Source organism: Ponticaulis profundi, from assembly GCF_042659465.1.
Lineage (GTDB): Bacteria > Pseudomonadota > Alphaproteobacteria > Caulobacterales > Hyphomonadaceae > Ponticaulis > Ponticaulis profundi.
In genome coordinates, this window is sequence record NZ_JBHSSW010000002.1 from 71,540 (window position 1) to 94,183 (window position 22,644).

A 22,644-nucleotide genomic window follows, 5' to 3' on the forward strand; every position below is an offset into this window, starting at 1 on the left:
GCCTAGATCTGTACCCGAATGAACAGATTGTTCTTGTGGACATGCACGTCCACTTGCTCTTTAGGCACAGACAGCAGGGTCAGGCCGAGCTGAATTGACGCTTTTGCGTCTCCGCCCATGCCTGGGCAGTTGTCAGCCAGATTGAACAGTGTTTTGCGGGAGTCGATGATGGCACGACTGACGAATAGGTTCAGTGCGATGCCTTCGTCGACGCGTTCCGAGCGAACCGAAATCCGGTCTCCCTTGGCGCAGGCGCGCAGGATGCCGCCAATCAGATGCTGAATGCCCAGCGCGGCAAGTGGACGAGACCCAATCTGTGTGAACCAGGAGGTTTCCGTCTCCATGACGAGGTCGATCCCCATCTTGCGCGCATCCCGGCTGACCCGTTCTGCCGTGTCCAGAAGCAGTTCGTGGATCGGCGTTCGCGTTGCCTGGCTGAGATCGTCCTGCGCATAAGCGCGAATGGCCCGAACGGTTTCCAGCAAATGGGCGACATATTCCGCTGTTGCCTGACGTCCGGCGTCAATCATGGCTTCGTGCAGGGTCTGAAGGCTGATTTCAAGATATGAAAAAGTGCCGCTCAGTGTTTCGAGCGGCGCTTTGAGAGAATAGGGCTGTGCGTGTGGCGTCTGTTCTCTCGATGATCGGGATTTCTCAGCTTTCAGCTTGTGACGCAGCGTTGTGTTGATCGCGATCTGACGAAGCAATTCAGAGCTGAGATCGCGTTTATCAAGAACGGCTTCCGCGCCACCAGCAAACGCTTCGCGGCGGATAAGATCAGATCCATCAGAGGTCACCAGAACGATCGGCGCATCAGTAAAAGTACGAATACGTCGGATGTCGTCTTCAATGGAAACAGCGTCAGGGCGGCGGACATCAAGCATGATGAAGTCAGTGGAGGCTGTCTCACCACTTTGTTCAAAGTCGTCAATGCGCTTTGAAATGTCGATCTTCAGCTCGAGGTCAGACTGCACCATGTCGGAGACAATTTGCGCATCTTTGTCATTGTCCTCTACATAGTGAATTCGCATGTAAGGCCCTGCTTTTGTTCAGAACATAATACGAGCATTGATTCTTTAGTGCAATATATACTTAGCACTCATCCACAGACTCTATTAAACAGGTAATTTGTCCTGTTAATTTTTGTTCTGTTGAAAACGATTGCCTCCCTACTTGCTGGTTTTGTTTAAAAGTGACTTGTCGGTCTTTACCGATTCATTGCAGTCATAGTGGATCGTTGTCGGGGTGAACATCGTCACACCGGGGAGGCCTGCAATTAGCAAGAGCGAAACAGACGAGTCGTTACCAGCTGGGGCGGAACAGGGGCGTGCTTCGTCGGTCAGTCATGCCAGCAATCTAAATACAGAACATGTATTGGAGCAGGTTTCTTCTGCGCTTTCGCACGATATCCGCACGCCGCTTCGACATATGAAGCATTTCCTCGATTTCTTCGAGCGCTCCTTGAAGGAGCCGCTCAGTGATGAGGCACGTGAACATCTGGAGATCGTGAAAGAAAGCCTTGAGGAAACGGCAGACATGGTCGATGAGCTTGTCGCCTTCGGACGTGAGCACCAGAAGCGCCCGGCCCGTGAGGTGTTCTCAGTCTCAGAGATTGCACAGCTGGCCGTCGGGCGGTTGAAGGATTTGTGGCCGGAACGGGATATTACGCTGGAGCTGGTCGGTAACGCTTTGATCGACGCAAATCCAGCGCGGACCCACGCATTGCTGTTTCATCTGTTTGAAAACGCTGCGCTGCATTCTGACAAAGCGTCCGTTCAGCTGTCGGTATCCTTCCGCAAGATGGAAGGCGAACGAGTGCGCGTGATCATTGACGACAATGGCCCCGGACTGCGCCTCTCAGAGGATTCCGCTTTTCGTCTTTTTCAGAAGCTTTCAACAGAAAGCGATCGCCAGGGTGTGGGTGCGGGGCTGCCGATGGCGCGCCGCCTTGCAGAGGTGCAGGGCGGTGAGTTGCACCTTTCGCCGGAGACGTCAGCCTCCGGCGGTGCAAGATTTCTGCTCGATCTGCCAGGTGAGCTGGCTGATTGATCAGTGAAGCTCTTTGAGCTTGTCTTTCAAAAGCATACAGATTTCTTCGCAGGCTTTTTTGGCAGCAGGCGCAACGCCGACAAATGCCGTAAAGCCATGCGCAAGGCTGTCATAGCAGCGATAATCAACATCCACCCCTGCATCACTCAGGCGGTCAGCATAGGCTTTGCCCTGATCTACGAGCGGATCAAAGCCGGCGGTGGCGACAATGGCGGGCGCGAGGCCATCCAGCTGCATCTCATGGATTGGCGACAGGCGCGGATCTTCCGGGTCAGCATCATCGGGCATGTAATGCTGCATGAACCATTCCATCGTGTCCCGCGTGAGCGGATAGCTGTCGCCGAACAGGTGCATGCTTGGTGTATCTGAAGCAACGTCTGTTGCAGGATAAATGAGGAGCTGAAAGACCGGCTGCGGCTTGTGCTCGCGCTTCATTTCCTGAGCGACGATGGCGGCAAAATTTCCCCCCATGGAATCGCCAGCGACCATCGCCTGACCGGGAAGGGCGCCAAAGGAATCGGCATTTAGCAGCGCCCACTCGTAAGCGGCGACAGCGTCATCCAGGCCTGCAGGCCATTTGTGCTCAGGAGCCAGTCGATAGTCGACCGAGACGATTGGAAGACGACAGATCTTCGCCATCATGCCGCAAAACGCATGTGATGTATCAAGGTCGCCAATGACACCGCCGCCGAAATGGTAAAACACCATGAGCGGCATATTTGGGTCCTGATCGGCGGGTTTGTAGACGCGCGTCGGGATTGTACGGTCTTCCAGCACAATCTCGCTGTCTTCGGATGTCACGCCGTCTGGGAGCGATGTTGCGAACATGGCGAGACCGGCGGCTGATCCTGCGCGAGCATCCTGTGCAGACAGGGATGACATGGGCGGCTGGCTCGCCGCACCATTGGCGAGAAACTGGAAATGTGGGTCGAGTGTACGTCCGCCGAGCTGAACGGGCCGCCCTCCTGCAATTTTGACCAGAATGCCGGGTGGCAGTTTCAGCATCAGTCTGACAAGCGTTGCCTGAAAACTCATTTGTCTCCCCCTGAGATGTCTTGTTCTGTTTACTCGGTTTTTATGTCTTTTATGAGATCGCGCACACCATTCAAAATCATATTGGTGGCGAAGGCAGTAACCTGATCGATGATCTGTCCCTCGTCTCCGGTCTTTCGGGACACCATGCAGTCTCCGAGTTCGCGAGCAACGCCAATTGCTGCCGCAGTCAGGTATTCGGTATCCACATCGCCAGCGCCCTGACGAGCGAGGAAGTCTTCGATATCATTGCGAATTTCCTGAAAGACGGCCTGCATTTCAGGTGTGTCGACACGAACGCCGACTAGCGGGATGTGGTGCAGATCGTCAGCCTGGTTTGTCCGCTTGGAATCCATCAGGAACTGGAAATACGCCCGGATGGCACCACTGATATAATCTTCAAAACTCGTCGCCGTTTTGCGGACATCCTGCAAGCGGGGCCGAAACTGCGTGACGGACTGGCGCGCGAGCGCCTCAAAGACTTCTTCCTTTGATTTGAAGTAATTATAGAATGTGCCCGATGCGAGGTCGGTCCCGCGGATGATGTCGCGTACCGTGGTCGCTTCAAAGCCGAGTTCGGCAAACACATGTCTGGCGGCGACCAGAATGGCGTCCCGATTGGCGGCTTTTGCGCGTTCTCGTTTTCCCGTTTCCGGCTTTGCGGCGATGAAAGTCTTGCTCAAGGTTACGCGCTACTTCTGTCTGTACTTCAGGATAATCGGCAGATGGCAATCATGGTAATGGGAATCTGTCAAAACCTAAAGCGATTGGGCAAAGTCCCCGGTGCCATGCCCGGCCACTTTGCCCAATCAGTGGCATCACATGCCGCGCGCTCAGACAGTCGCCTCCGCCCGGGCTTCAACAGGTATGACATTGCCGTGTTTATCGGCGCGGGCTGCGCCGCGTTTCAACTCCTTCTTCAGGTCAGCACAATAAGCGTGAAAGTCGACCTGAATGGTATGCCGCGGTGAGTTGTAGAAATGGCCGGTGTGAAATTCGTTGTCGGCCTGAATGATGTCGTCGATCTGGTCTGCTGGTGGCAGGGCGTATTCGCCTGCGAGATATGCGCCGACGAGTTTTGACTGTTGTTCTGCGAAATTCACCAGCGTTGGCAGAGGCTGAGCCAGCCCCATGAAGAACAGATTGTCGAAGCCGGGGCGCACCATCCGCTTGAACAGATCGAAGCGGTTGTCTTTATCAGGGGTCAGCGCTGGGTCAGTGAAGAATGGGAAGCTGATATTGTATCCCGTCGCCCAGACGATTGCGTCCAGCTGCTCGCGGCTGCCATCCTTATAGATGACGCCATCGCCATCAAGGCGCTCAATAGCACCCTTGATCTTGATGTCGCCGCAGCCAACTCGCGTCAGAAACTCACCCGAAACGGATGGGTGACCGTCCAGAGGTTCATGATCCGGCTTCGGCAAGCCATAGTCTTCCATATTGCCGATGGCTTTCTTCACCGCCTTGCGGGCCAGCTTGCGGCCAATGCTTGTCGGGATCCAGCGTGGCAGAACCGCTTTGTCCGCGGGCTGTCCGTTCATGTATTTCGGCATCACCCAGATACCACGGCGCAGTGAGATGTAGAGATTCTTGGCGATCGGCTTCTGAGACAGTTCTGAGGAAATATCCATTGCGGAATTGCCGCCGCCCACGACCATCACATTCTTGTCCCGGAAGTCGAAAGGTTCGAACGGGTCGCGATAGTTGTGGCTGTGAACTTGATAGCCATTGAATTCGCCAGGATATTCGGTCGGAATGCGTGGGTCCCAGTGGTGACCATTGCAGACAATCAGCACGTCATAGACGCGGGTCTCGCCATTGGAGAGACGCACGCTCCAAAGGCCGTCGTCGCGGCGTTCGGCATGTTCGACGCCGGTATTGAAAGTGATCGTTTCCCGCAGCCCGAAATGATCGACGTAATTGTGGAAGTATTCCAGCAATTGTGCGTGGTGCGGGAAGTCCGGGTAGTGCGACGGGATCGGATAATCCTCGAAGGCGAGACGCCATTTGGATGTGTCGATATGCAGGCTCTCATAGCAGGACGACATGCCGTTTGGATTGTTGAAATACCAGTTGCCACCGATATCGTCTGACACTTCAAAACAGTCATACGGAATGCCGTAATCCTTCAGACGCTTCGCTGTGGTGAAACCCGATGGTCCCGCGCCGACTATGCATGCCTTCGGCAAACGCTTTTCGCCATCAAAAGCCATGATGGTATATCCTCCCAAACTTGCAGGTATTTCCTGTCTGATCTTGGGTTGAATGCTATGATACTTAACGTGGACGTCAATGGGGCAGAATGAAAATTAAAGCGTTCGGCTTAGTCAAAAATGCCTGCCGTAGCGGAAGGTTTGAATATCCCATCGCTTCGAAAAATGGCTTTCAACGCCCCGGTCAATCGGTGTAGATCATTACGCCATGACAACTGACCCTGATTTTTTCGATCTGGTGCGCCAGTATGCACCGAACGTGATCAACAATGTCCCCTATGCTCAGAAGCTGGGGTTCGAGCTGATCGATCTGGAGCCTGGACGTGCGATTGCGCGCGCTGGCTATAGCACGGAAATGATTGGTGATCCGGCGACCGGGGTCATCCATGGCGGCGTCGTCACAGCGCTGCTTGATAACGTTTCAGGCGTGGCGGTGATTGCCTCTCTGAAAGAACTCAAATCCACGGCGACGCTGGATCTGCGCATCGACTATATGCGCCCGGCTGAAGTCGGACGTGATGTTATCGCTGAGGCGGAATGCTATCACCTCACGCGGAATGTCGCCTTCACGCGGGCCTGGGCCTATCACGAGAGCAAGGATCATGTGATTGCCACGGCTGCCGGTTCCTTTGCGCTTAACGACATTCAGAATTTCGGTGGTCAGATTCCGGAAGGTGCCCTGAAATGAGCGGTGAAATTCTTGCGCGTCAGAGCAAGCTGCAAGGCTTTCTCGATCACACACCCTTTGCCAATTTTCTGGGGCTTCGCTGTGAAATCATGGGCGATGAGATGACGGCCATTCTGCCATTTCAGAGCAAGCTGATTGGCAATACCACAATTCAGGCGCTGCATGGCGGCGCTATCGGGGCCTTTCTCGAGCTGACTGCGATGGCACAATTGTTCCTGTTGTCTGAAGTGAATGCGCTGCCAAAGCCGGTCAATCTGACAATCGACTATCTGCGCCAGGGCCGTGCCGAAGATCTCTTCGCGCGTGCAAGCGTCACCAAACAGGGGCGCCGGATTGCAAACGTTCGTGCAGAAGCATGGCAGTCAGAACGTGAGAAACCAGTTGCGACACTTCAGGCGCACTTCCTGCTCAATAATTAAGATCTTCTGTTTTCAACAGTTCAAATAAAGCGTGTCATGCGTCAAAAAGACGGCGCATTTTTACTGACTATGAACCCGTTTAATTAACCGTTCGATTTTACGTTCGGCCAATCAAATGGGTAGCATTATGTTTGACTGGTCAGGCCTGAAAAATCTTCTTTCGATCCGCCGGGACGATGAGGTCCTGCTGCGAGCGCAGTTGACGGCGCTCGATCGTCAGGTGCCGCTCCTCTACATTATGGTCTGGGTCGGTGCCGTTGGTCTGGCAATGGATTATTACGGCACGGCCTCGAATGAAGCTGTCCTGATTTTTCCGGGGATCATTACACTCATATTCGGCGCGCGCGTTTTCGCCTGGTACAAAAACCAGGGGCAGGTTGATGACTTGCCAATCAATGTCGTCGTTCGGAAATTGAAAGTGGTGTTCTGGGCGGTTGGTTTTCTCTCCGTTTCGATCACCGCCTGGGGATGGATGCTGGCGTCCATGGGGTCGTCCGCACAGCAGGCGCATGCGAGCTTTTTCATAGCCTTTACACTGGTGGGCACTGTCTTTGCGCTGGTCCATTTCGCGCCGGCGCCAACATTGGCGATATTGGTGAGCGGCAGCTGCCTGGTCACGTCCGCCTTCGTCTCAGGTGATACCTCTCAGATGATCATCGCGGTCAATCTTGCGGTCATCCTGGTTATGGTGCTGGCCCTGGTGCATGCCTTCCAGAAAGGTTTTGTGAAACAGGTCCGCGCGCATGAAGCGCTGGAGCATGCCAATCACGAGATGAAGAAGCTCAATGCGGAGCTGACCTATCACCGCGATAATCTGAAAAAAGAGGTCGCCCACCAAACGGCGGCACTCCGAAGCCAGACAGAAAAGCTGGAAAAAGCGCTCGAAGCGGAACGTGAACTCACGGACATGCAAAATCATTTCGTGGCGATGGTCAGTCATGAGTTCAGGACGCCTTTGACGGTCATTGATGCCAGTGCACACCGCGTTGAGCGACGCATTGATGCCATGTCTCACGACGATGTCCGCGAGCGTATGAACCAGATCCGAAAATCGGTTGGACGGCTCTCCAGCATGGTTGAGCGAACGCTGGATGCTTCGCGCATCGCCAGCGGTCAACTCGCCTTTGTTCCGGAAGATGTGTCGCTTGCCAATTTGCTGCGCGATGTGGTCGGGCGTCATCGTGAAATCGCGACCGACCATGATATCCAGCTTCATATAGAGGATGTTCCAGAGCACATGCTCGGTGATCCACGTCTGTTGGATCAGATCATGAGCAATCTGTTGTCTAATGCGATCAAATATTCAAAGGGCAATCCGGTCATTCGGGTGTCGCTGATCGGGGCTGATGACAAGGTCACACTGAAAATACGAGACCATGGTGTCGGCATTCCGAAATCAGAACTTCATCATGTTGCCGATCGGTTTTTCCGCGCGTCGACCTCGAAAGGATTTTCAGGAACAGGCATTGGCCTCAACCTCGTCAGCAGCCTGGTGAAGCTTCACAATGGTTGCTTTCACATCGACAGCGAAGAAGGGCAGTGGACGGAAGTCACCATAGCTCTGCCAATCGGGAAAGACATGGTTTGTTGCTGTGGTGAGGAAGCGGGTGTTCAGGTGGAGGAGCGCCCGCTCCGGTCGGCCTCAGCCTGACGAGACGGTTTTCAGGCGTTCGCCCAGAACCCGTCCGCTTAGCCAGGCATTCTCAATCGTTCCACCAATATGCCAGTCACCACATGTGCCAATTTTGAGGTCGGGCTCCCAGCTTGCCGGAACGCCGACACCGGACTTCGGCGTGGCATAGAGCCAGCGATGGGCGGTGGCGATATCTGGCGTTTCGGAGCAGTCTGTTGCGGCGGCAAATGCGCTTACCAGTTCCGTCAGCACATCATCGGCTGACCAGTCGACATGATCTTCGCTCCATTCAGAGCTTGCCTGCAGCACCCAGGCTTCAGCACATCCGCGCTCCGGTTTCGCGCTATTGCGCACAAGCCTCGAAAAGGGACGTCCGTCCATATGGATCAGATCGAAATCAACCGGCACAGGGGCTGAAAAGGATAGCATGGCAGTCCAGCAAGGCGAGGACTCCACATGTTGAGCCTGTTTTGCCAATTCGGGTGCGATGCCATCCAGCAGGATCGCTGTTTGCTCGGCTGGTGCGGAACAGATCACGCCATCACACGCGAAATCGGGCATATCGTCTTCGAACGTCAGAACCCAGCTATCGCCATTCTGGCGTACTTCATGAATGCGGATGCCGAAGTGACAATCGAGTTCAGAAGCGAGGCCTTTGATGAGACCGTTCATCCCCGGGAGGCCGACATAATAAAGGGCTTCAGCGTCATCTGCGGCCTCAATACGGCCGGCAGAGTTCAGCTGTCCAATACGTGCCTGCCAGGGCTTCACCAAACCGGCTTCAACCCAGGTTTCCGTTAGCTCAGCAAATTCGCTCGATTGAGGGCGAAAACCAATGGCACCATGATCAAAGCGGATTTCTCCGTCTTTGCCTGGCATGCGGCGCGTTGAGCATCGTCCGCCTGGGCCACGTCCCTTGTCGAACAATGTTACCTCATGCCCGGCTGACATCGCTTCTTTTGCACAGGTCAGACCTGCAATTCCGGCACCGATCACGGCAAGCTTCATCTGGTTTCCCTTCATCGCTTTCCCCAAACTAATACGCCCGCTCGGAAAGGCGAGCGGGCGTCAAAAGTTTTTCGCTAAAGGCGAGCTTCAGGCCGCGTTCGTGTCAGACTTAGATGCCTGTTCAGACGCCAGATCCGCTACATAGCCTGTGAACGGTTCCAGCGCTGATTTCCAGTTGGAAATTGTGTCCGGTGAGAAGACGATTGCTGTTGGATACCAGGGCAATTGTCCGGTTCCAAGGAATGGCCAGGCGTTGGGTGAACCGATGATCGCGGTACGTGCACCGGAGGCGGCCGAAATATTGGTCGTTGCGTTCATGGGACCAACCACCAGATCCATTGCGCAGCAAAGCGCAGCCAGATCATCAAGATCGTTTTTCAGGTCGATGCCTTCAAGCTGGTGGATTTTAACGCCGAACTCTTTTTCGGCACGCTCAATATCTTCCTGACATTCGCCATATTGCAGGTTGATCCAGACCGTACCTTCGGTTCGCAGCGGTGCTTTCCACTGTTCGAAGGGAGAATAGTATTTGGAACGTTTCGCGGTCATCAGCATCGACTTCCAGAGGAAGCCGACTTTAAGGCCCGGGCCAAGCGCGGCAAGTTCGCGTCGCCAGTGATCCACACGCTTTGGGTCAGGCGTCAGGAAGCCACCTTCTTTCGGGAAGGCGTCGATTGAGGTCCTAAGTGCGCGTAGCACACTTGCCATGGGCGCCCAGAAGTCAAAGGATTTCCAGTTGGTGATGGTTGGGCAACCCCGAACCGGAATGCCGTTGCTTCGGATCGTGGCATGCTTGACGATCTTCGCTTTCGGGAAAGATCGTTCCATCAGCTGAACGAGGCGGGGCGCAACCGCAATGGTCAATTGTCCATCAGGGCCGAGCCGCTCCGTCAGGTCATGTGCCGCGTTCAGGAACAGAACTTCATCGCCCAGACCCTGTTCGCCTACGAGCAAGAAGGATTTGCCCTCAAGGTCTTCACCATCCCATTGCTGGCACGGGATCGAGAAAGATGTCGCCTTGGAGTATCGCGGATTGTTGCGGCACTCATAAGCGTCCCAGGCGCGATCCAGCTGGCCGGTACCGATCAGGGAAATCGCCTGCGCGTGTTTGCACTCGGCTTCTTCATTGTCTGGCAGAACGCCCATCTCGAGCGCTCGATCGAATTGCTGTAGCGCTTCATGGTGCTGGCCCTGTGTGGCGCGGCAATAGCCAATATTGTGATAGGCGCGCGCAAGGCCAGGGTCGATATCGAGCGCCTGATTGTAGAACAGGACGGCTTTATCGAAATCCGTCTGCTCCATCATGACGGTGCCGAGCGAGTTCCAAAGCAAGGACGAGCCCTGATTGGTATAAATCGAGGTGCGAAGGACTTCGATTGCGTCGTCAAACTGGCCTTTGTCCCTCAGAACGCAGGCCAGATTGTTCGGGCCTTCCACCATTTCCGGGGACATGCGGCAGAAAATGCGGAAGAATTGCTCGGCCACATCATAAAGTTCCATGCGCCAGGCCAGAAGACCGAGGTTCTGATAAATCTCAGGTTCTGTCGGATCGAGGCGATGGGCGCGCTCATACATCTCCAGCGCCAGGCTAGCGACACCCAGTTTATCGAGCGCGATGGCTGTGACGTGGTTGGCGAGCGCAATGTTCTCATCGATGGCAAGCGCTTCGAGGCCAAGGATCGCCGCCTCACGATAAGACTGTTCGCTGATCTTGCGGACAGCGCGTTTGAGAACGGGAATGGCTTTGCGAAGCTTGCCGTCTGCTTTGCTCGATTTGAAACGCAGAACGGTCTGTAGGGCTTTACTCTTGCCTGCGTCACCGGCTGAGTCGACGGGCAGGGGAATGGCGTTGCCGCTGAATGACAGGGCTTGTTCGATAGAGCTGCGCTGCACGGCGTTCGTCATGGGGCTCTCCGCAATTGTTCTCCTAAGCAATTGCCATGATGGTTTTAAGAAACGGCTAACCGATCTGCCCTGAATGCAATCAAGCATTAACCTGAATGACGTATGGAGTAATTGACACCCAAACTTGGCTGGAGGAAACCATGCCGCTCAAATTGTCCCTGAAGCCAGGCGAAAAATTCGTTGTAAATGGTGCAGTCATTCAGAATGGCGATCGCCGGGGCGTGCTTTTGTTGCAGAACAAAGCATCGGTTCTGCGTGAAAAAGACATCATGCAACCGGACGAGGTTACCTCTCCTGCACGGCGCATCTATTTTCCCGTAATGATGATGTATCTGGATCCTTCAGATATTTCGCAACCTTATGAGGAATTTGTGATGAGAATGACGGAATTTATGTCCGTTATTAAGAACCCCGTTATACTTAAAGAGTGTATAGCTTGTTCGAAGGATGTGATGGCGGGCCAATACTATAAAGCGTTGAGCCGCTGTAGAACTATAATGGCCTATGAAGAGGAGTGCTTCGAGCATGTCAATCAAGGCTTATCAGCAGACGGCGAGGCGGACAGAGAATCCGCGTGATATAGAATATCGGCTGTTTTCGCAGGTGACAGCCGCGCTCGTAGACGCACAGAAAGCAGACAAAACCGAGATCCGCGCAAAGATTGATGCTTTGGATTGGAATCGTCGCGTCTGGTCCGCTTTCGCAATGGATTGCGCAAACCCGGACAACAGTCTGCCAGCACAATTGCGTGCGAGCATCATTTCTCTGTCGATCTTTGTCGGCAAGCACACCTCTGCAATCATGCGTGAAGGTGAAGACATCCAGGATCTGATCGACATCAATCGTCTGATCATGCAGGGTCTGTCGGGCGAATCCTGATCTCGCCCGTCAGCCAGTTTTTTCTTTTTGAAATAGCAGCTTCATTCTAACGTCCCCTCATAACGATATGGGGGAATTTGATATGAGTGGTACGCTTCTGATGATCCACGGCATTGGCTGTGGTGGCGAAGTCTGGGACGTGATGCGGCCGGGCTTTGCGGCGGCAGGTTGGACCTGCGAAGCGCCAACACTTTTTCCGGATTTGCGAACGATCGAGACGCCGCCGGAGAGCATCGCTCAGCTCAGCTTCCAGGACTATGTCGATGACATGGCGCGCCGCTGTGACCGTATCTTTCAGGCGACCGGCGAGAAACCTGCGGTCATCGGTCATTCGATGGGTGGCCTGATCGCACAGAAACTCGTGGAAGCGGGCAAGGTCAGCAAAGCTGTCTTTCTGACGCCGGCCCAGCCCAAGGGGTGTAGTGCGCCGGGCCTGTCTATCCTGATTACCTTCGCCAATGTTGTCCTCTCCGGTGACGTGAAGAAGGGGCACAAGATCTGGAAATTCGGCTTTCGCTATGGCGTTCTGAACTGTGTCGACAAATCCCGTCATGATGAGCTCTATGCACTTGCGCGATATGACTCTGGCCAGGTTTACCGCGACATCGCAGATGGCGTGGAGGTTGATGAAGCGACATTTACGGTGCCGACACTGACCATCGCCGCCGGCAAGGACCGCGCAACGCCGGCGAAGTCTGTTCGCAAGATGACTGACAAGTATGCCGGTGCGCCTGTGCCAACCGATTTCATCGAATATGCAGACCATGCGCACTGGATCGTTGATGAGCCGGGCACCGTTCAGGTCGTTGACGATATTGCCGACTGGCTCGCCACGCACTGAGCAACATGCGGCAAGTCCTGCCGCCTTCGGTCTCCTTGTTCCCGGCATGCTTTTCCCAGCCAGAAAAAGCGTGTGTAGGGATGAAATAAATTTCAATAAAAATAGCGCACTAGGCGTTTACATCTGATTCACCAATGCGGCACGCGGATTGCGGTTTCTTCGGCAGGACAAAATGTCCATCCAGCTAAAATGGCTGGCACAAAGCCTATCCAGAATGGAAGGAAATCAAAATGGCTGCCCTTTCTGTAAACACCAATTATGGGGCGATGGTCGCCCTGCAACAACTGAACAGCACGAACATGGCTCTTTCCAGCACTCAAGAGCGCATCAATACCGGCCTGAAGGTCGCGTCTGCGAAAGACAATGGCGCCGTTTACGCCATTGCTCAGGGCATGCGCGCGGACCTGAAGGGTTTTGGTGTCGTTCTGGATAGCCTGGATCGCGTCTCGTCAACGACAGACGTCGCGCTTGCTGCTGGCGCTGCTATCTCCGATCTTTTGATCGATATGAAAGAGAAAGCACTGGCTGCATCGGACGAAACTCTGACGGCGTCGCAACGAGCTGCGTTCAGCGAGGACTTCAAGGCGCTCCGTGATCAGATTTCCACCATTGTCGGCAATGCCGAGTTTAATGGCGTCAACCTGATCAACGGTTCAACCAACGAGATTTCCGCGTTTGCTGATGCGAATGGTTCAAATAGCATCACAGTGCTGGATGAAAACCTGTCTCTGGGTGGTGGCATCGTCACAATCGGCGCCACCGCATCACTGGATACGGCAACAAACGCTTCGGGGATGGTTTCCACGATCGAGACATCGATCAACAACCTGAACCAGGCGCTCGCGCGTCTTGGCACTGCGTCCAAGTCGCTTGAGGTGCACACAACGTTTGTGACCAGTCTGCGTGATACGCTCGAGGCCGGGGTCGGCAATCTTGTCGACGCGGACATGGCTCGGGAGAGTGCGAAACTCCAGGCTCTGCAGACAAAGCAGCAGCTTGGCGTTCAGGCGCTGTCCATTGCGAACCAGGCGCCGCAAATCATCACTCAGCTGTTCCAGTAGACCATCCGGGAGCAGACGGAGGTCGGGTTTTCATACCCGGCCTCCACTTGCTCGCAACCTGATTGGAGCCCGCATATTTATGCGAAAACAGAAGCAACAGGCAGCCGCCGGTGGGTTATCCCCCGGCGGTTTTTTCTTGACCCGGCAGGCAGGTTTTGCCGGGGTAGGTAAGTATTGCCCGGCACTTCCGCCGGAACGGGAAAATTGCATCTAAGCGCGTAAACTTTTGGCGCAGCAATCCCGTACTTCCACGCTTTTTCCATTAACTAATCGCGTTTGGCCCAACCCTTGCAGTCCTTGTCTGCGAGGCAAAAGGCCTGTGTGAGCAAAATGCTCGCAAGACATAACCAGAATGGAGATCGCTAAAATGGCGAGTGTGAATACCAATTATGGTGCTATGGTTGCCCTGCAGCAGCTGAACGCAACCAATCGTGACCTTGAAACGACTCAGAGCCGTATCAATACAGGCCTCAAGGTTTCTTCCGCAAAAGACAACGGCGCTATTTACGCAATCGCTCAGGGCATGCGCGCTGACGTGGTTGGCTATGGTGTTGTCTCTGACTCTCTGGACCGTACGAAGTCGACCGTTGATGTCGCGATCGCTGCAGGCGAATCCATCAGCGACCTTCTGATCGAGATGAAAGAGAAAGCACTTTCTGCATCTGACGAGTCTCTTACCACCGCGCAACGTGCTGCCTTTAACGAAGACTTCAAGGCGCTGCGTGATCAGATCGCAACCATCGTTTCCAACGCTGAATTCAACGGTGTAAACCTCATCAACAACTCCACGGCGTCTATGGAAGCATTTGCTGATGCAGACGGCACATCCGTGATCACGGTTCTCGATGAGAACCTGTCTCTTGGTGGAGCCATCGTGACTCTTGCGGCAACGGCTTCCCTCAACTCTTCAAGCGTTGCATCTGCTGCTGTCACGACCATTGAAACGTCACTCGACAACATCAACCAGGCGCTCGCACGCCTCGGTACGGCGTCCAAATCTCTCGAAGTGCACTCGACCTTTGTTGCCAAGCTCAGCGATGTGACAGAAGCCGGTATCGGCAATCTCGTCGACGCGGATCTGGCCAAGGAATCGGCCAAACTGCAAGCGCTTCAGACGAAGCAGCAGCTGGGTGTTCAGGCACTCTCTATCGCCAACCAGGCGAGCAGCATTTCGCTCTCCTTCTTCCAGTAAGAAGGACGGCGCGCTTCGCGCACCAGACAATAGAAAGGGTGGCAGCCCTTCGAAACACTACCGGGCCAATTGGCCCGTTTTTTTTTGTTTTAAAATTTCGCAAAGACAACCCTCAGGGGCGCATAAAAATAGTCAAATTTTTCAGTAAGTTAGAAATAAATTTGAAAAAAATTATATCGAAAACGTTTACGGAAAAATCAGCAAGGAAATTTTTGCCGGTCCCTTTTTGCCGACCCGGCAAAACCTGCCGGAGATCGGAAAAAGTTTAAGTAGTCTTCCTGATCACGTTAAGGCTTTTACCCGATAAACCGGGCGAGACGCGATTTTCCATTAATCTTCAGTTTGGTCCGGCATTTGCGATGCCCTTTTCGGACAAAAAGTCCAGCCGAGCAAAAGGTTCGGTGAATAAATAAGAAAATGGAGATCGCTAAAATGGCGAGCGTGAATACCAATTACGGAGCAATGGTTGCTCTGCAACAACTGAACTCGACCAATTCAGACCTCGAGACTGTTCAATCCCGCATCAACACAGGCATGAAGGTTTCTTCTGCTAAAGATAACGGCGCGATCTACGCTATTGCTCAAGGCATGCGCGCAGACGTTGCTGGCTTCGGTGTTGTTCAGGAATCTCTGGACCGTGCAAGCTCGACTGTTGACGTTGCGATTGCTGCTGGCGAAGCCATCAGTGACCTGCTGGTCGACATGAAAGAGAAAGCTCTTTCTGCTTCTGACGAGTCTCTGACAACAACTCAGCGCGCTGCGTTCAACGAGGACTTCAAAGCCCTTCGCGACCAGATCACAACGGTTGTTTCAAATGCCGAGTTCAATGGCGTCAACCTGATCAACAACACGACAGCTGGTATCAACGCTCTGGCGGATGCAGACGGCACGTCTGTCATCACGACAGCTGACGAGAACCTGTCGCTCGGCGGTGGCATTGTTACGCTTGCTGCAACAGCGACAATCGGCACAGCTACGCTGGCTTCTGGCGCTGTTGGCACGATCGAAACGTCTATCGACAACCTCAGCCAGGCTCTCGCTCGCCTCGGTACAGGTTCCAAGGCGCTCTCAGTTCACTCTGAGTTTGTCACCAAACTGAGCGATGTAACGGAAGCTGGTATTGGTAACCTGGTCGATGCGGACCTGGCTAAGGAATCTGCGAAACTTCAGGCGCTTCAAACGAAGCAACAGCTTGGTGTTCAGGCGCTTTCTATCGCCAACCAATCAAGCAGCCTGGCGCTGTCCTTCTTCCGCTAAGGGAAGACCAGTACTACATAAAAAATTCAAAAAATCAGGGTTATACCCTTTCACTGCCGGGCCAATTGGCCCGGCTTTTTATTTTGTGCCGACCATTGAAAATCGTCCGGCGGCAAAAATTACCTGGCAAAATGTGCCGATCGGCAATTCAGTTCCGAAGCGTAAATGGCCGTTAACGCTACTCATGTTTTTGTTAACCAATACAATGCCGTAGGCGCGCAGTTGGGGCGTTTTCAACCTTAACCATGCCGGTGGCACTCCTTTTGCGATGTGAGGTCACGGGAAGAATCCCGGAGAGCAAAATGCTCAGAGAGTTCCCGAGATGGAACCTCAAAGACCAGAAAGGAAAGCCAAAATGGCAAGCGTGAACACAAACTATGGGGCAATGGTTGCCCTGCAACAACTGAACTCAACAAACAAAGACCTTGAGACAGTTCAATCCCGCATTAACACCGGGCTGAAAGTTTCGTCTGCGAAAGACAATGGCGCGATCTACGCTATTGCTCAGGGCATGCGTTCTGACGTCGCCGGTTTTGGCGTGGTGAAAGAGTCTCTCGATCGTGCAAGCTCGACAGTTGATGTCGCTGTTGCTGCTGGCGAAGCCATCAGTGACCTGCTCATCGACATGAAAGAGAAAGCACTGTCTGCGTCTGATGAGTCTCTGACCGCTACGCAGCGCTCGGCCTTCAATGAAGACTTCAAAGCACTGCGTGATCAGATCACCACCATCGTTTCCAATGCTGAATTCAACGGTGTGAACCTGATCAACGGGTCAACCAACGGCATCAATGCGCTCGCAGATGCTGATGGTACTTCCGTGATCACCACAGTTGATGAAAACCTCTCTCTTGGTGGTTCGATCGTTACGCTTGCGGCTACGGCTTCCCTCAGTTCTGCGGGTGTCGCGTCTGCAGCCGTTTCAACGATTGAAACTTCGCTTGAAAACCTCAACCAGGCCCTTGCGCGTCTGGGCACAGGTTCAAAAGCGCTCTCAGTGCACTCCGATTTTGTGACGAAACTGAGTGACGTGACAGAGGCAGGTATTGGTAATTTGGTCGATGCTGACCTGGCCAAGGAATCTGCGAAATTGCAAGCACTTCAAACCAAGCAACAGCTCGGTGTGCAGGCGCTTTCTATCGCAAACTCTTCAGCCGGAATCGCATTGTCCTTCTTCCGCTAGTGGCAATCTGGACGGAGCACTCTTTGAGGGTGCTCCGTCGCTTGCCGCATAAGGAAAGGTTCAGGCAATGGCCGGAGATCTTGATCTTAGTAGGATTGCAGCACCGCTATCCGTTGAGGGTGTCAGAGAGCTTTCAAATCCGAATACGCAAACGCAGCCGAAATGGTCGGATGCAGATTTTGAGTCGCCCGATGTTTCCGGGCAAAGGCGAAAGGCGCTGGAAACGGCGCTCGCAGTTGAGAATATCTCGACCAAGGGGAAACTCGTCATTGAACAGGACGAGGAAACGGGGCGGTTTATCCAGAAAATTATAGACCCGAATAACGGGGAAGTGCTCGAGCAATGGCCTGAGGAAGAATTTCTCGAAATGGCTAAGTTGATGGGTGAGGCGTATGGACTTCTGATCGACCGTAATGTCTGACTGCGGCAGAAAAGTTCGGATTTTTTTGAACACGCCAACTAATCATTAACGTTAAGGGCCCAAAACTTCTATCCGAAGCAGGAAAGTTAATTGATTCCTGCCAGGAGAGAGAAAATGGTCTCGAGTATTCACACCAATTCTGCCGCCATGAGTGCGTTGCAGACGCTGGCAGGCACCAATTCGGAGCTCGAAACGGCTCAGAATCGCGTGTCCAGCGGTTATAAGGTAGCTGGATCCAGAGATAACTCTGCGGTTTACGCAGTCGCGCAGAACATGCGTGGCGATGTGGCGGCGCTGACCTCGGTCAGTGCGAGCCTTGATCGTGCCAACTCCATTACAGATGTCGCAATCGCGGCAGGCGAGGCAATCTCGGACCTGCTGATTGAAATGCGTGAAAAGGCGGTTTCTGCCAAGGACCCGTCCATCGATTCCATCGCGCGTGAAGCGTATAACAACGACTTCAAGGCGCTGATTGACCAGATTGGCAAGATCATCAGAACGGCTGAGTTCGATGGTGCTAACCTTCTCGACAACTCACTCACGAACGGTATTGCCTTCCTTGCGGATGCGCAGGCAGTCGAAACACTGTCCGTGTCTTCCGAGGATTTCTCATTTTCAGGCGCTATTCTGACGTTCGGGACAACCGATAGTCTTGGCACTGTTGCGCTGGCATCTGCAGCCGTAACAGCGGTCAATGCCAGCCTGAACAATGTTAACGCAGCGCTGTCTCGTCTGGGCTCCAGTGCCAATCAGATTGATGCGCACCTGAACTTCGTCAGCAAGCTGACCGACAGTCTTGATGCCGGTATTGGCTTCCTTGTGGACGCTGATTTGTCTAAAGAAAGTGCACGATTACAAGCGCTTCAGGTCAAACAGCAGCTGGGCGTTCAGGCGCTGTCCATTGCGAACCAGAACCCGCAAACCATTCTGTCCCTGTTCCAGGGGTAGAAGAAAAACCAGTTCGGCGATTAAGGATCTGGTCTTCCCTAGTCGCTTACTTGAAGGCCCGGAGGCGCATTCCTCCGGGTCCTTTTTGTATCTGGAGACCGGCTCTAGGCCGCTTCTGTGTTTTCCCGTGCGTCGCGCTGATATTCCTCGTCGCGGTCCATCGCAATCTTACTGCGCACGGTCTCGCTGTCATAGCCGTACTGGTGCAGGGCTTCGCCTGCCATTTGCAGGCCTGCTTCAACGACTTCCGGCACGACGTGATTTGCGCCCGCTTTTTTCAGAAGGACTGCGTGTTCATGATCATGCGCCCGCGCAATGATCGGAATGTCCGGGCGCATGGCGCGTACTGCGCGAGTCATTGCTTCAACGCCGCGCGCGTCGTCAATTGTCGCGATGAAAAGGGCAGCGCCATCTATTCCTACCGAATGCAGCATTTCAGGTCGTGAGGCATCACCGATATAGGCTTTCCAGCCAGAATCCCGGGCCGCAGCAGCCAGTTTTGGGCTGCGCTCAATGGCAACGATTTCGGCTTCTTCGTGGGTCAGTACACGGGCGATGACCTGTCCGACACGTCCGAAACCCGCCACGATCACGTGGCCGCGCTCATCAGAGAAGTCCGAATTGTCGGTCACCTCTTCTTCAGTCTTTCGGTTCAGTCCGGCCAGCCATTTTCCGAGTCTTGAAAGGGGAGGAATTCCTAGCATGGACAGGCCTGCAACGGCGGCCAGGGGCGCCCCGATATCCGATGGCATCAGTCCGGACGCGGTCGCGGTCGCCAGAACCACAAAAGCGAATTCCCCAGCCGGCGCCAGAAAGAAGGCGGTCTCTATGGACAGGCGCGCATCACGCTCAAAAATATAAACGGCCAGGAAGGCGGCAATCAGCTTCAGGGCCAAAAGGCCGAGCAGGCCCGCTATGATCAGTCCCGGATTGCCAAGAATGCCCGGAATATCGAGTCCCATGCCGACCGTCATGAAGAACAGGCCGAGCAGAATGCCTTTAAATGGTTCGAGATCCACTTCGGTCTGGTGTTTGAACTCTGTCTCGCCCAGTAGAATGCCGGCAAGGAAAGCGCCGAGCGCCAATGATAGGCCGGCTGTTGCCGTGATAGCCGCTGCGCCCACCACGGTCAGCAGCGTGAGTGCCATCAGAAAATCGCGCCCGCCTGATGAGGCAACCATCTGAAACAGCCGACGCAGCACGAATTTGCCAATCAGAAAGATGATCGCGATGGCGATCAGGCCCTGAACAGAGGCTTCGAGAAGGACGGTCGAGATCTTCTCATCGGCGTTCAGATTAACGAGGCCGACAAAGATCAGAATGGGGGCGACCAGCACATCCTGAAACAGAAGGACGCCAAATGAGGTTCGACCAACGGGCTTTGCGGCTTCACGGTTCTCGACAAGGAGCTGCATCACGATCGCAGTTGATGAAAGAGCGAGGGCAAGGCCTACGACCATTGCAATCTTGATGTCGACACCCAGCGCGCCGACCACCAGTGAGATCGCAACGGCGCTGAGTGCGGCCTGTAATCCGCCGATTCCGAAGACGGTTCGCCGCAGTCCCCACAGTTTTTCAAACGAAAACTCCAGCCCTAACAGGAAGAGTAGGAACAACACGCCTAATTCCGCAAACGGCGCCGCTCCCTCCGGTTCGGATATGGAAATAAATTCGAGGACGGGCCAACGTTCTGTCAGTGCGCCGAGCGCATAGGGGCCGAGAATGATACCCGAGACCATAAAGCCGACGACGGCGGGCAATTTGAGGAAGCGAAAGACGGGTACGGCGACGCCGGCCGCGAACAGAAACACCAATGTGTCTTTGATCAGAATGTCTTCGCCATGTGTTGCCATTTGAAATTCGCCCTGTTCCCTTGTTCGAAACCTAGCGGGAAATGAACAAGTCTGTCAGCGTTTAAGGGTAAAGTTTTGTCAGAAAGTTGGAAGCTGATGCTGGAAAATAGCCACCATTTGCGGGAACTGCTTGCGACAAGCTCTGAGGATTAAGACAGAGTTGTGATATTCAGCTTGTGATCGCGATTTCCGGGTTGCTTTTTGATCGATAACACGTCAGAGCGAGCGCCATGTCCACTGAGCTTCTAAATCTGTTTTCCGCAACGTTTGTTACGTTCTTCGTCCTGATCGACTGTCTGGGCGTTGCTCCGGTGTTTGCGTCCATGACGGCACCAGGCGGGGCGAAATATGCGCGGCGCATGGCGATCAAATCCGTCATCGTGGCGACGATTATCGTGTTCGCCTTTGCTTTCGGTGGCGCATGGCTTCTGGATCAGATGCACATCTCGATTGATGCCTTTCGTGCGGCAGGCGGGGCGCTGCTCTTTCTGATCGCGCTCGATATGGTTTTCGAGAAACGGACAGAGCGCCGCGAAAACCGTGCTGAAGAACACATGTCAGATCACCATGTTCCGGAAGACGATATTTCGGTTTTCCCACTCGGTATTCCAATGTTGGCGGGACCGGGCACCATCGCGACGGCCATGCTCTATATGGGTAATGCCGAAGGCGATGTGATGGAGCAGATTGTGGTGCTTTCGGCGCTCGGCATCAACATGGTGATTGTGTTGATCGTGTTCTTGATTGCAGGGCCGCTAATCCGTTTCATGGGTGACAGTGTCGCCGGTGCGCTGACGCGTATTCTGGGCGTTATCCTCGCCGCATTGTCGATCCAGCTGCTGATTGACGGCATTAAAGGCGCGTTCAATCTCGGCTAAGCCAGCGCAGGTGATGGCTTAGCCTGTTTTATCTACTCAATCGGTTACGCGGATTTTCGTGCCGCATCGCCCGGCTTGTCAGTTGTTGCTGGTGCAAGGTCCGGGTAGGCGAGCTTGAGCATTCCCATCAGGCCGCGAGCATCGAGACGTTCCGGATTGCGGTTCGATGCGTAGTAGAAGCCTTCTTCGACTGTGCTTGCGCCAAGGTCGAGCCAAGTATTCAGAAGCTTCTGGTCGAGAGCCGGCAGAATGGCGTAGCGGTCCCTGATCTCGATCGTTGAGCGACCGTCATCCTCGGCAACCATGGTCTCGTGCAGCTTCTCACCCGGGCGGATGCCAATGATCTTGTGCGGCAGGGAAGGGGCAATGGATTTTGCCAGATCGACGACAGTCGTCGATGGGATCTTGGGGACAAAGATCTCGCCGCCCTTCATCAGTTCCAGGCTGGAAAGAACGAAGTTCACGCCCTGATCGAGTGTGATCCAGAAGCGGGTCATACGCTCGTCTGTGATCGGCAGATGGTCTGCGCCCTCAGCAATAAGCTTCTTGAAGAACGGCACGACAGAGCCGCGTGAGCCAACAACATTGCCATAGCGCACCACCGAAAAGCGACAGCCGTCGCGACCGGACAAATTGTTCGCGGCGCAAAAAATCTTGTCGGATGCAAGCTTGGTCGCGCCATAAAGGTTGATCGGGCTTGCCGCCTTGTCGGTGGACAGGGCAATGACGCGTTTGACGCCAGAACGGATGCACGCATTAACCACGTTCTCTGCACCCATAATGTTTGTCTTTACGCATTCCATCGGATTGTATTCAGCGATAGGCACATGCTTGAGAGCAGCGGCATGAATAACGTAGTCGATATCGCGCATCGCCATTTCAAGGCGGGCTTGATCGCGAACATCGCCAATAAAATAGCGCAGAAAGTCATGCTTCTGCGTCGGAAACTCCTGAGCCATTTCATATTGTTTCAGCTCATCACGAGAGAAAACGACCAGGCGACGCGGCGTCCAGTTTTCTGAAATGATCTTGACCAGTTTTTTGCCAAACGAGCCGGTACCACCAGTGATCAGAATGGATTTGCCATTCAGATCCGGAAACGGACTTTCAAAATCGCGAGTGATTCCAGACAGGAAATCTTCTGACTCTTGCGCGAAACTCATGGTCTGAACCCTCTCGTTTTGGCT

The 22,644-nt window shown here is 54.0% G+C and carries 22 protein-coding genes; 14 read left to right on the top strand and 8 right to left on the bottom strand.

The annotated features are described in order from the left end of the window. Positions 1–2 precede the first annotated feature (2 nt). On the bottom strand, positions 3–1,031 hold the full coding sequence (locus tag ACFQDM_RS01220; protein WP_377374401.1) for a hypothetical protein: 1,029 nt from the start codon (positions 1,029–1,031) through the stop codon (positions 3–5). 343 nt (positions 1,032–1,374) lie between these two features. Here ACFQDM_RS01220 and ACFQDM_RS01225 point away from each other — a divergent pair, with 343 nt between their 5' ends. Beyond that, positions 1,375–2,049 carry a sensor histidine kinase gene (locus ACFQDM_RS01225; protein ID WP_377374403.1) on the top strand — a complete coding sequence of 225 codons (675 nt, stop codon included), beginning with the start codon at positions 1,375–1,377 and terminating at the stop codon, positions 2,047–2,049. Here ACFQDM_RS01225 and ACFQDM_RS01230 read toward each other — a convergent pair whose 3' ends face one another. The 3 genes from ACFQDM_RS01230 to ACFQDM_RS01240 form a co-directional block, all read right to left on the bottom strand. Then, entirely contained in the window at positions 2,050–3,084 is a 1,035-nt protein-coding gene (locus ACFQDM_RS01230; protein WP_377374405.1) for an alpha/beta hydrolase, read from the bottom strand. It lies immediately after the preceding gene. A gap of 29 nt (positions 3,085–3,113) precedes the next feature. Beyond that, positions 3,114–3,764: a TetR/AcrR family transcriptional regulator gene (locus ACFQDM_RS01235; protein ID WP_377374407.1), complete on the bottom strand. Its 651-nt coding sequence runs from the start codon at positions 3,762–3,764 to the stop codon at positions 3,114–3,116. 150 nt (positions 3,765–3,914) lie between these two features. Further along, positions 3,915–5,294, bottom strand: a complete 1,380-nt coding sequence (locus ACFQDM_RS01240) for a flavin-containing monooxygenase (RefSeq protein WP_377374409.1) — start codon at positions 5,292–5,294, stop codon at positions 3,915–3,917. A gap of 208 nt (positions 5,295–5,502) precedes the next feature. Between ACFQDM_RS01240 and ACFQDM_RS01245 the strand changes: the two genes are divergently transcribed. The 3 genes from ACFQDM_RS01245 to ACFQDM_RS01255 all read left to right on the top strand — a co-directional run bounded on the left by ACFQDM_RS01245 (position 5,503) and on the right by ACFQDM_RS01255 (position 8,052). Next, positions 5,503–5,982 (top strand): PaaI family thioesterase, encoded by a 480-nt coding sequence (locus ACFQDM_RS01245; protein ID WP_377374411.1) that lies wholly within the window; start codon positions 5,503–5,505, stop codon positions 5,980–5,982. Next, positions 5,979–6,401 carry a PaaI family thioesterase gene (locus ACFQDM_RS01250; protein WP_377374413.1) on the top strand — a complete coding sequence of 141 codons (423 nt, stop codon included), beginning with the start codon at positions 5,979–5,981 and terminating at the stop codon, positions 6,399–6,401. The genes ACFQDM_RS01245 and ACFQDM_RS01250 overlap by 4 nt, the downstream gene beginning before the upstream one ends. Positions 6,402–6,528: 127 nt before the next feature. Then, positions 6,529–8,052, top strand: a complete 1,524-nt coding sequence (locus tag ACFQDM_RS01255) for a sensor histidine kinase (protein ID WP_377374415.1) — start codon at positions 6,529–6,531, stop codon at positions 8,050–8,052. Here ACFQDM_RS01255 and ACFQDM_RS01260 read toward each other — a convergent pair. Next, positions 8,044–9,057 carry an NAD(P)/FAD-dependent oxidoreductase gene (locus ACFQDM_RS01260; protein ID WP_377374417.1) on the bottom strand — a complete coding sequence of 338 codons (1,014 nt, stop codon included), beginning with the start codon at positions 9,055–9,057 and terminating at the stop codon, positions 8,044–8,046. The genes ACFQDM_RS01255 and ACFQDM_RS01260 overlap by 9 nt on opposite strands. Positions 9,058–9,129: 72 nt before the next feature. After that, positions 9,130–10,947: a tetratricopeptide repeat protein gene (locus ACFQDM_RS01265; protein ID WP_377374420.1), complete on the bottom strand. Its 1,818-nt coding sequence runs from the start codon at positions 10,945–10,947 to the stop codon at positions 9,130–9,132. Between the two features lie 140 nt (positions 10,948–11,087). Between ACFQDM_RS01265 and flbT the strand changes: the two genes are divergently transcribed. From flbT to ACFQDM_RS01310, 9 genes are all read left to right on the top strand, one after another. Then, entirely contained in the window at positions 11,088–11,525 is a 438-nt protein-coding gene (gene flbT, locus ACFQDM_RS01270) for a flagellar biosynthesis repressor FlbT (RefSeq protein ID WP_377374422.1), read from the top strand. Further along, positions 11,473–11,826, top strand: coding sequence for a flagellar biosynthesis regulator FlaF (gene flaF / locus ACFQDM_RS01275; RefSeq protein WP_377374425.1), 354 nt, complete (start codon positions 11,473–11,475; stop codon positions 11,824–11,826). Before flbT ends, flaF begins: the two co-directional genes overlap by 53 nt. 82 nt (positions 11,827–11,908) lie before the next feature. Next, positions 11,909–12,667: an alpha/beta hydrolase gene (locus ACFQDM_RS01280; RefSeq protein ID WP_377374427.1), complete on the top strand. Its 759-nt coding sequence runs from the start codon at positions 11,909–11,911 to the stop codon at positions 12,665–12,667. 230 nt (positions 12,668–12,897) lie between these two features. Next, complete coding sequence (locus ACFQDM_RS01285; RefSeq protein ID WP_377374430.1) at positions 12,898–13,728, top strand: flagellin; 831 nt, start codon at positions 12,898–12,900, stop codon at positions 13,726–13,728. 367 nt (positions 13,729–14,095) lie between these two features. Further along, entirely contained in the window at positions 14,096–14,920 is an 825-nt protein-coding gene (locus tag ACFQDM_RS01290) for a flagellin (RefSeq protein WP_377374572.1), read from the top strand. 432 nt (positions 14,921–15,352) lie between these two features. Continuing rightward, a complete protein-coding gene (locus ACFQDM_RS01295; RefSeq protein WP_377374573.1) occupies positions 15,353–16,177 on the top strand; it encodes a flagellin in 825 nt (274 codons plus the stop codon). A 355-nt stretch (positions 16,178–16,532) separates the two neighbouring features. Further along, a complete protein-coding gene (locus tag ACFQDM_RS01300; protein ID WP_377374433.1) occupies positions 16,533–17,357 on the top strand; it encodes a flagellin in 825 nt (274 codons plus the stop codon). A 67-nt stretch (positions 17,358–17,424) separates the two neighbouring features. After that, the gene (locus tag ACFQDM_RS01305) at positions 17,425–17,778 is read left to right on the top strand and encodes a flagellar protein FlaG (protein ID WP_377374436.1); all 354 of its coding nucleotides are present in this window, start codon (positions 17,425–17,427) and stop codon (positions 17,776–17,778) included. 114 nt (positions 17,779–17,892) lie between these two features. After that, positions 17,893–18,726 (top strand): flagellin N-terminal helical domain-containing protein, encoded by an 834-nt coding sequence (locus ACFQDM_RS01310; RefSeq protein ID WP_377374439.1) that lies wholly within the window; start codon positions 17,893–17,895, stop codon positions 18,724–18,726. Positions 18,727–18,830: 104 nt separating this feature from the next. Here ACFQDM_RS01310 and ACFQDM_RS01315 read toward each other — a convergent pair whose 3' ends face one another. Beyond that, positions 18,831–20,579 (bottom strand): cation:proton antiporter domain-containing protein, encoded by a 1,749-nt coding sequence (locus ACFQDM_RS01315; RefSeq protein WP_377374442.1) that lies wholly within the window; start codon positions 20,577–20,579, stop codon positions 18,831–18,833. A 230-nt stretch (positions 20,580–20,809) separates the two neighbouring features. Between ACFQDM_RS01315 and ACFQDM_RS01320 the strand changes: the two genes are divergently transcribed. Continuing rightward, positions 20,810–21,457, top strand: coding sequence for a MarC family protein (locus tag ACFQDM_RS01320; RefSeq protein ID WP_377374445.1), 648 nt, complete (start codon positions 20,810–20,812; stop codon positions 21,455–21,457). Positions 21,458–21,501: 44 nt separating this feature from the next. On the opposite strand, the gene pseB is transcribed toward ACFQDM_RS01320, so the two are convergent. After that, on the bottom strand, positions 21,502–22,620 hold the full coding sequence (gene pseB, locus ACFQDM_RS01325; protein WP_377374447.1) for a UDP-N-acetylglucosamine 4,6-dehydratase (inverting): 1,119 nt from the start codon (positions 22,618–22,620) through the stop codon (positions 21,502–21,504). Between the last annotated feature and the right edge of the window lie 24 nt (positions 22,621–22,644).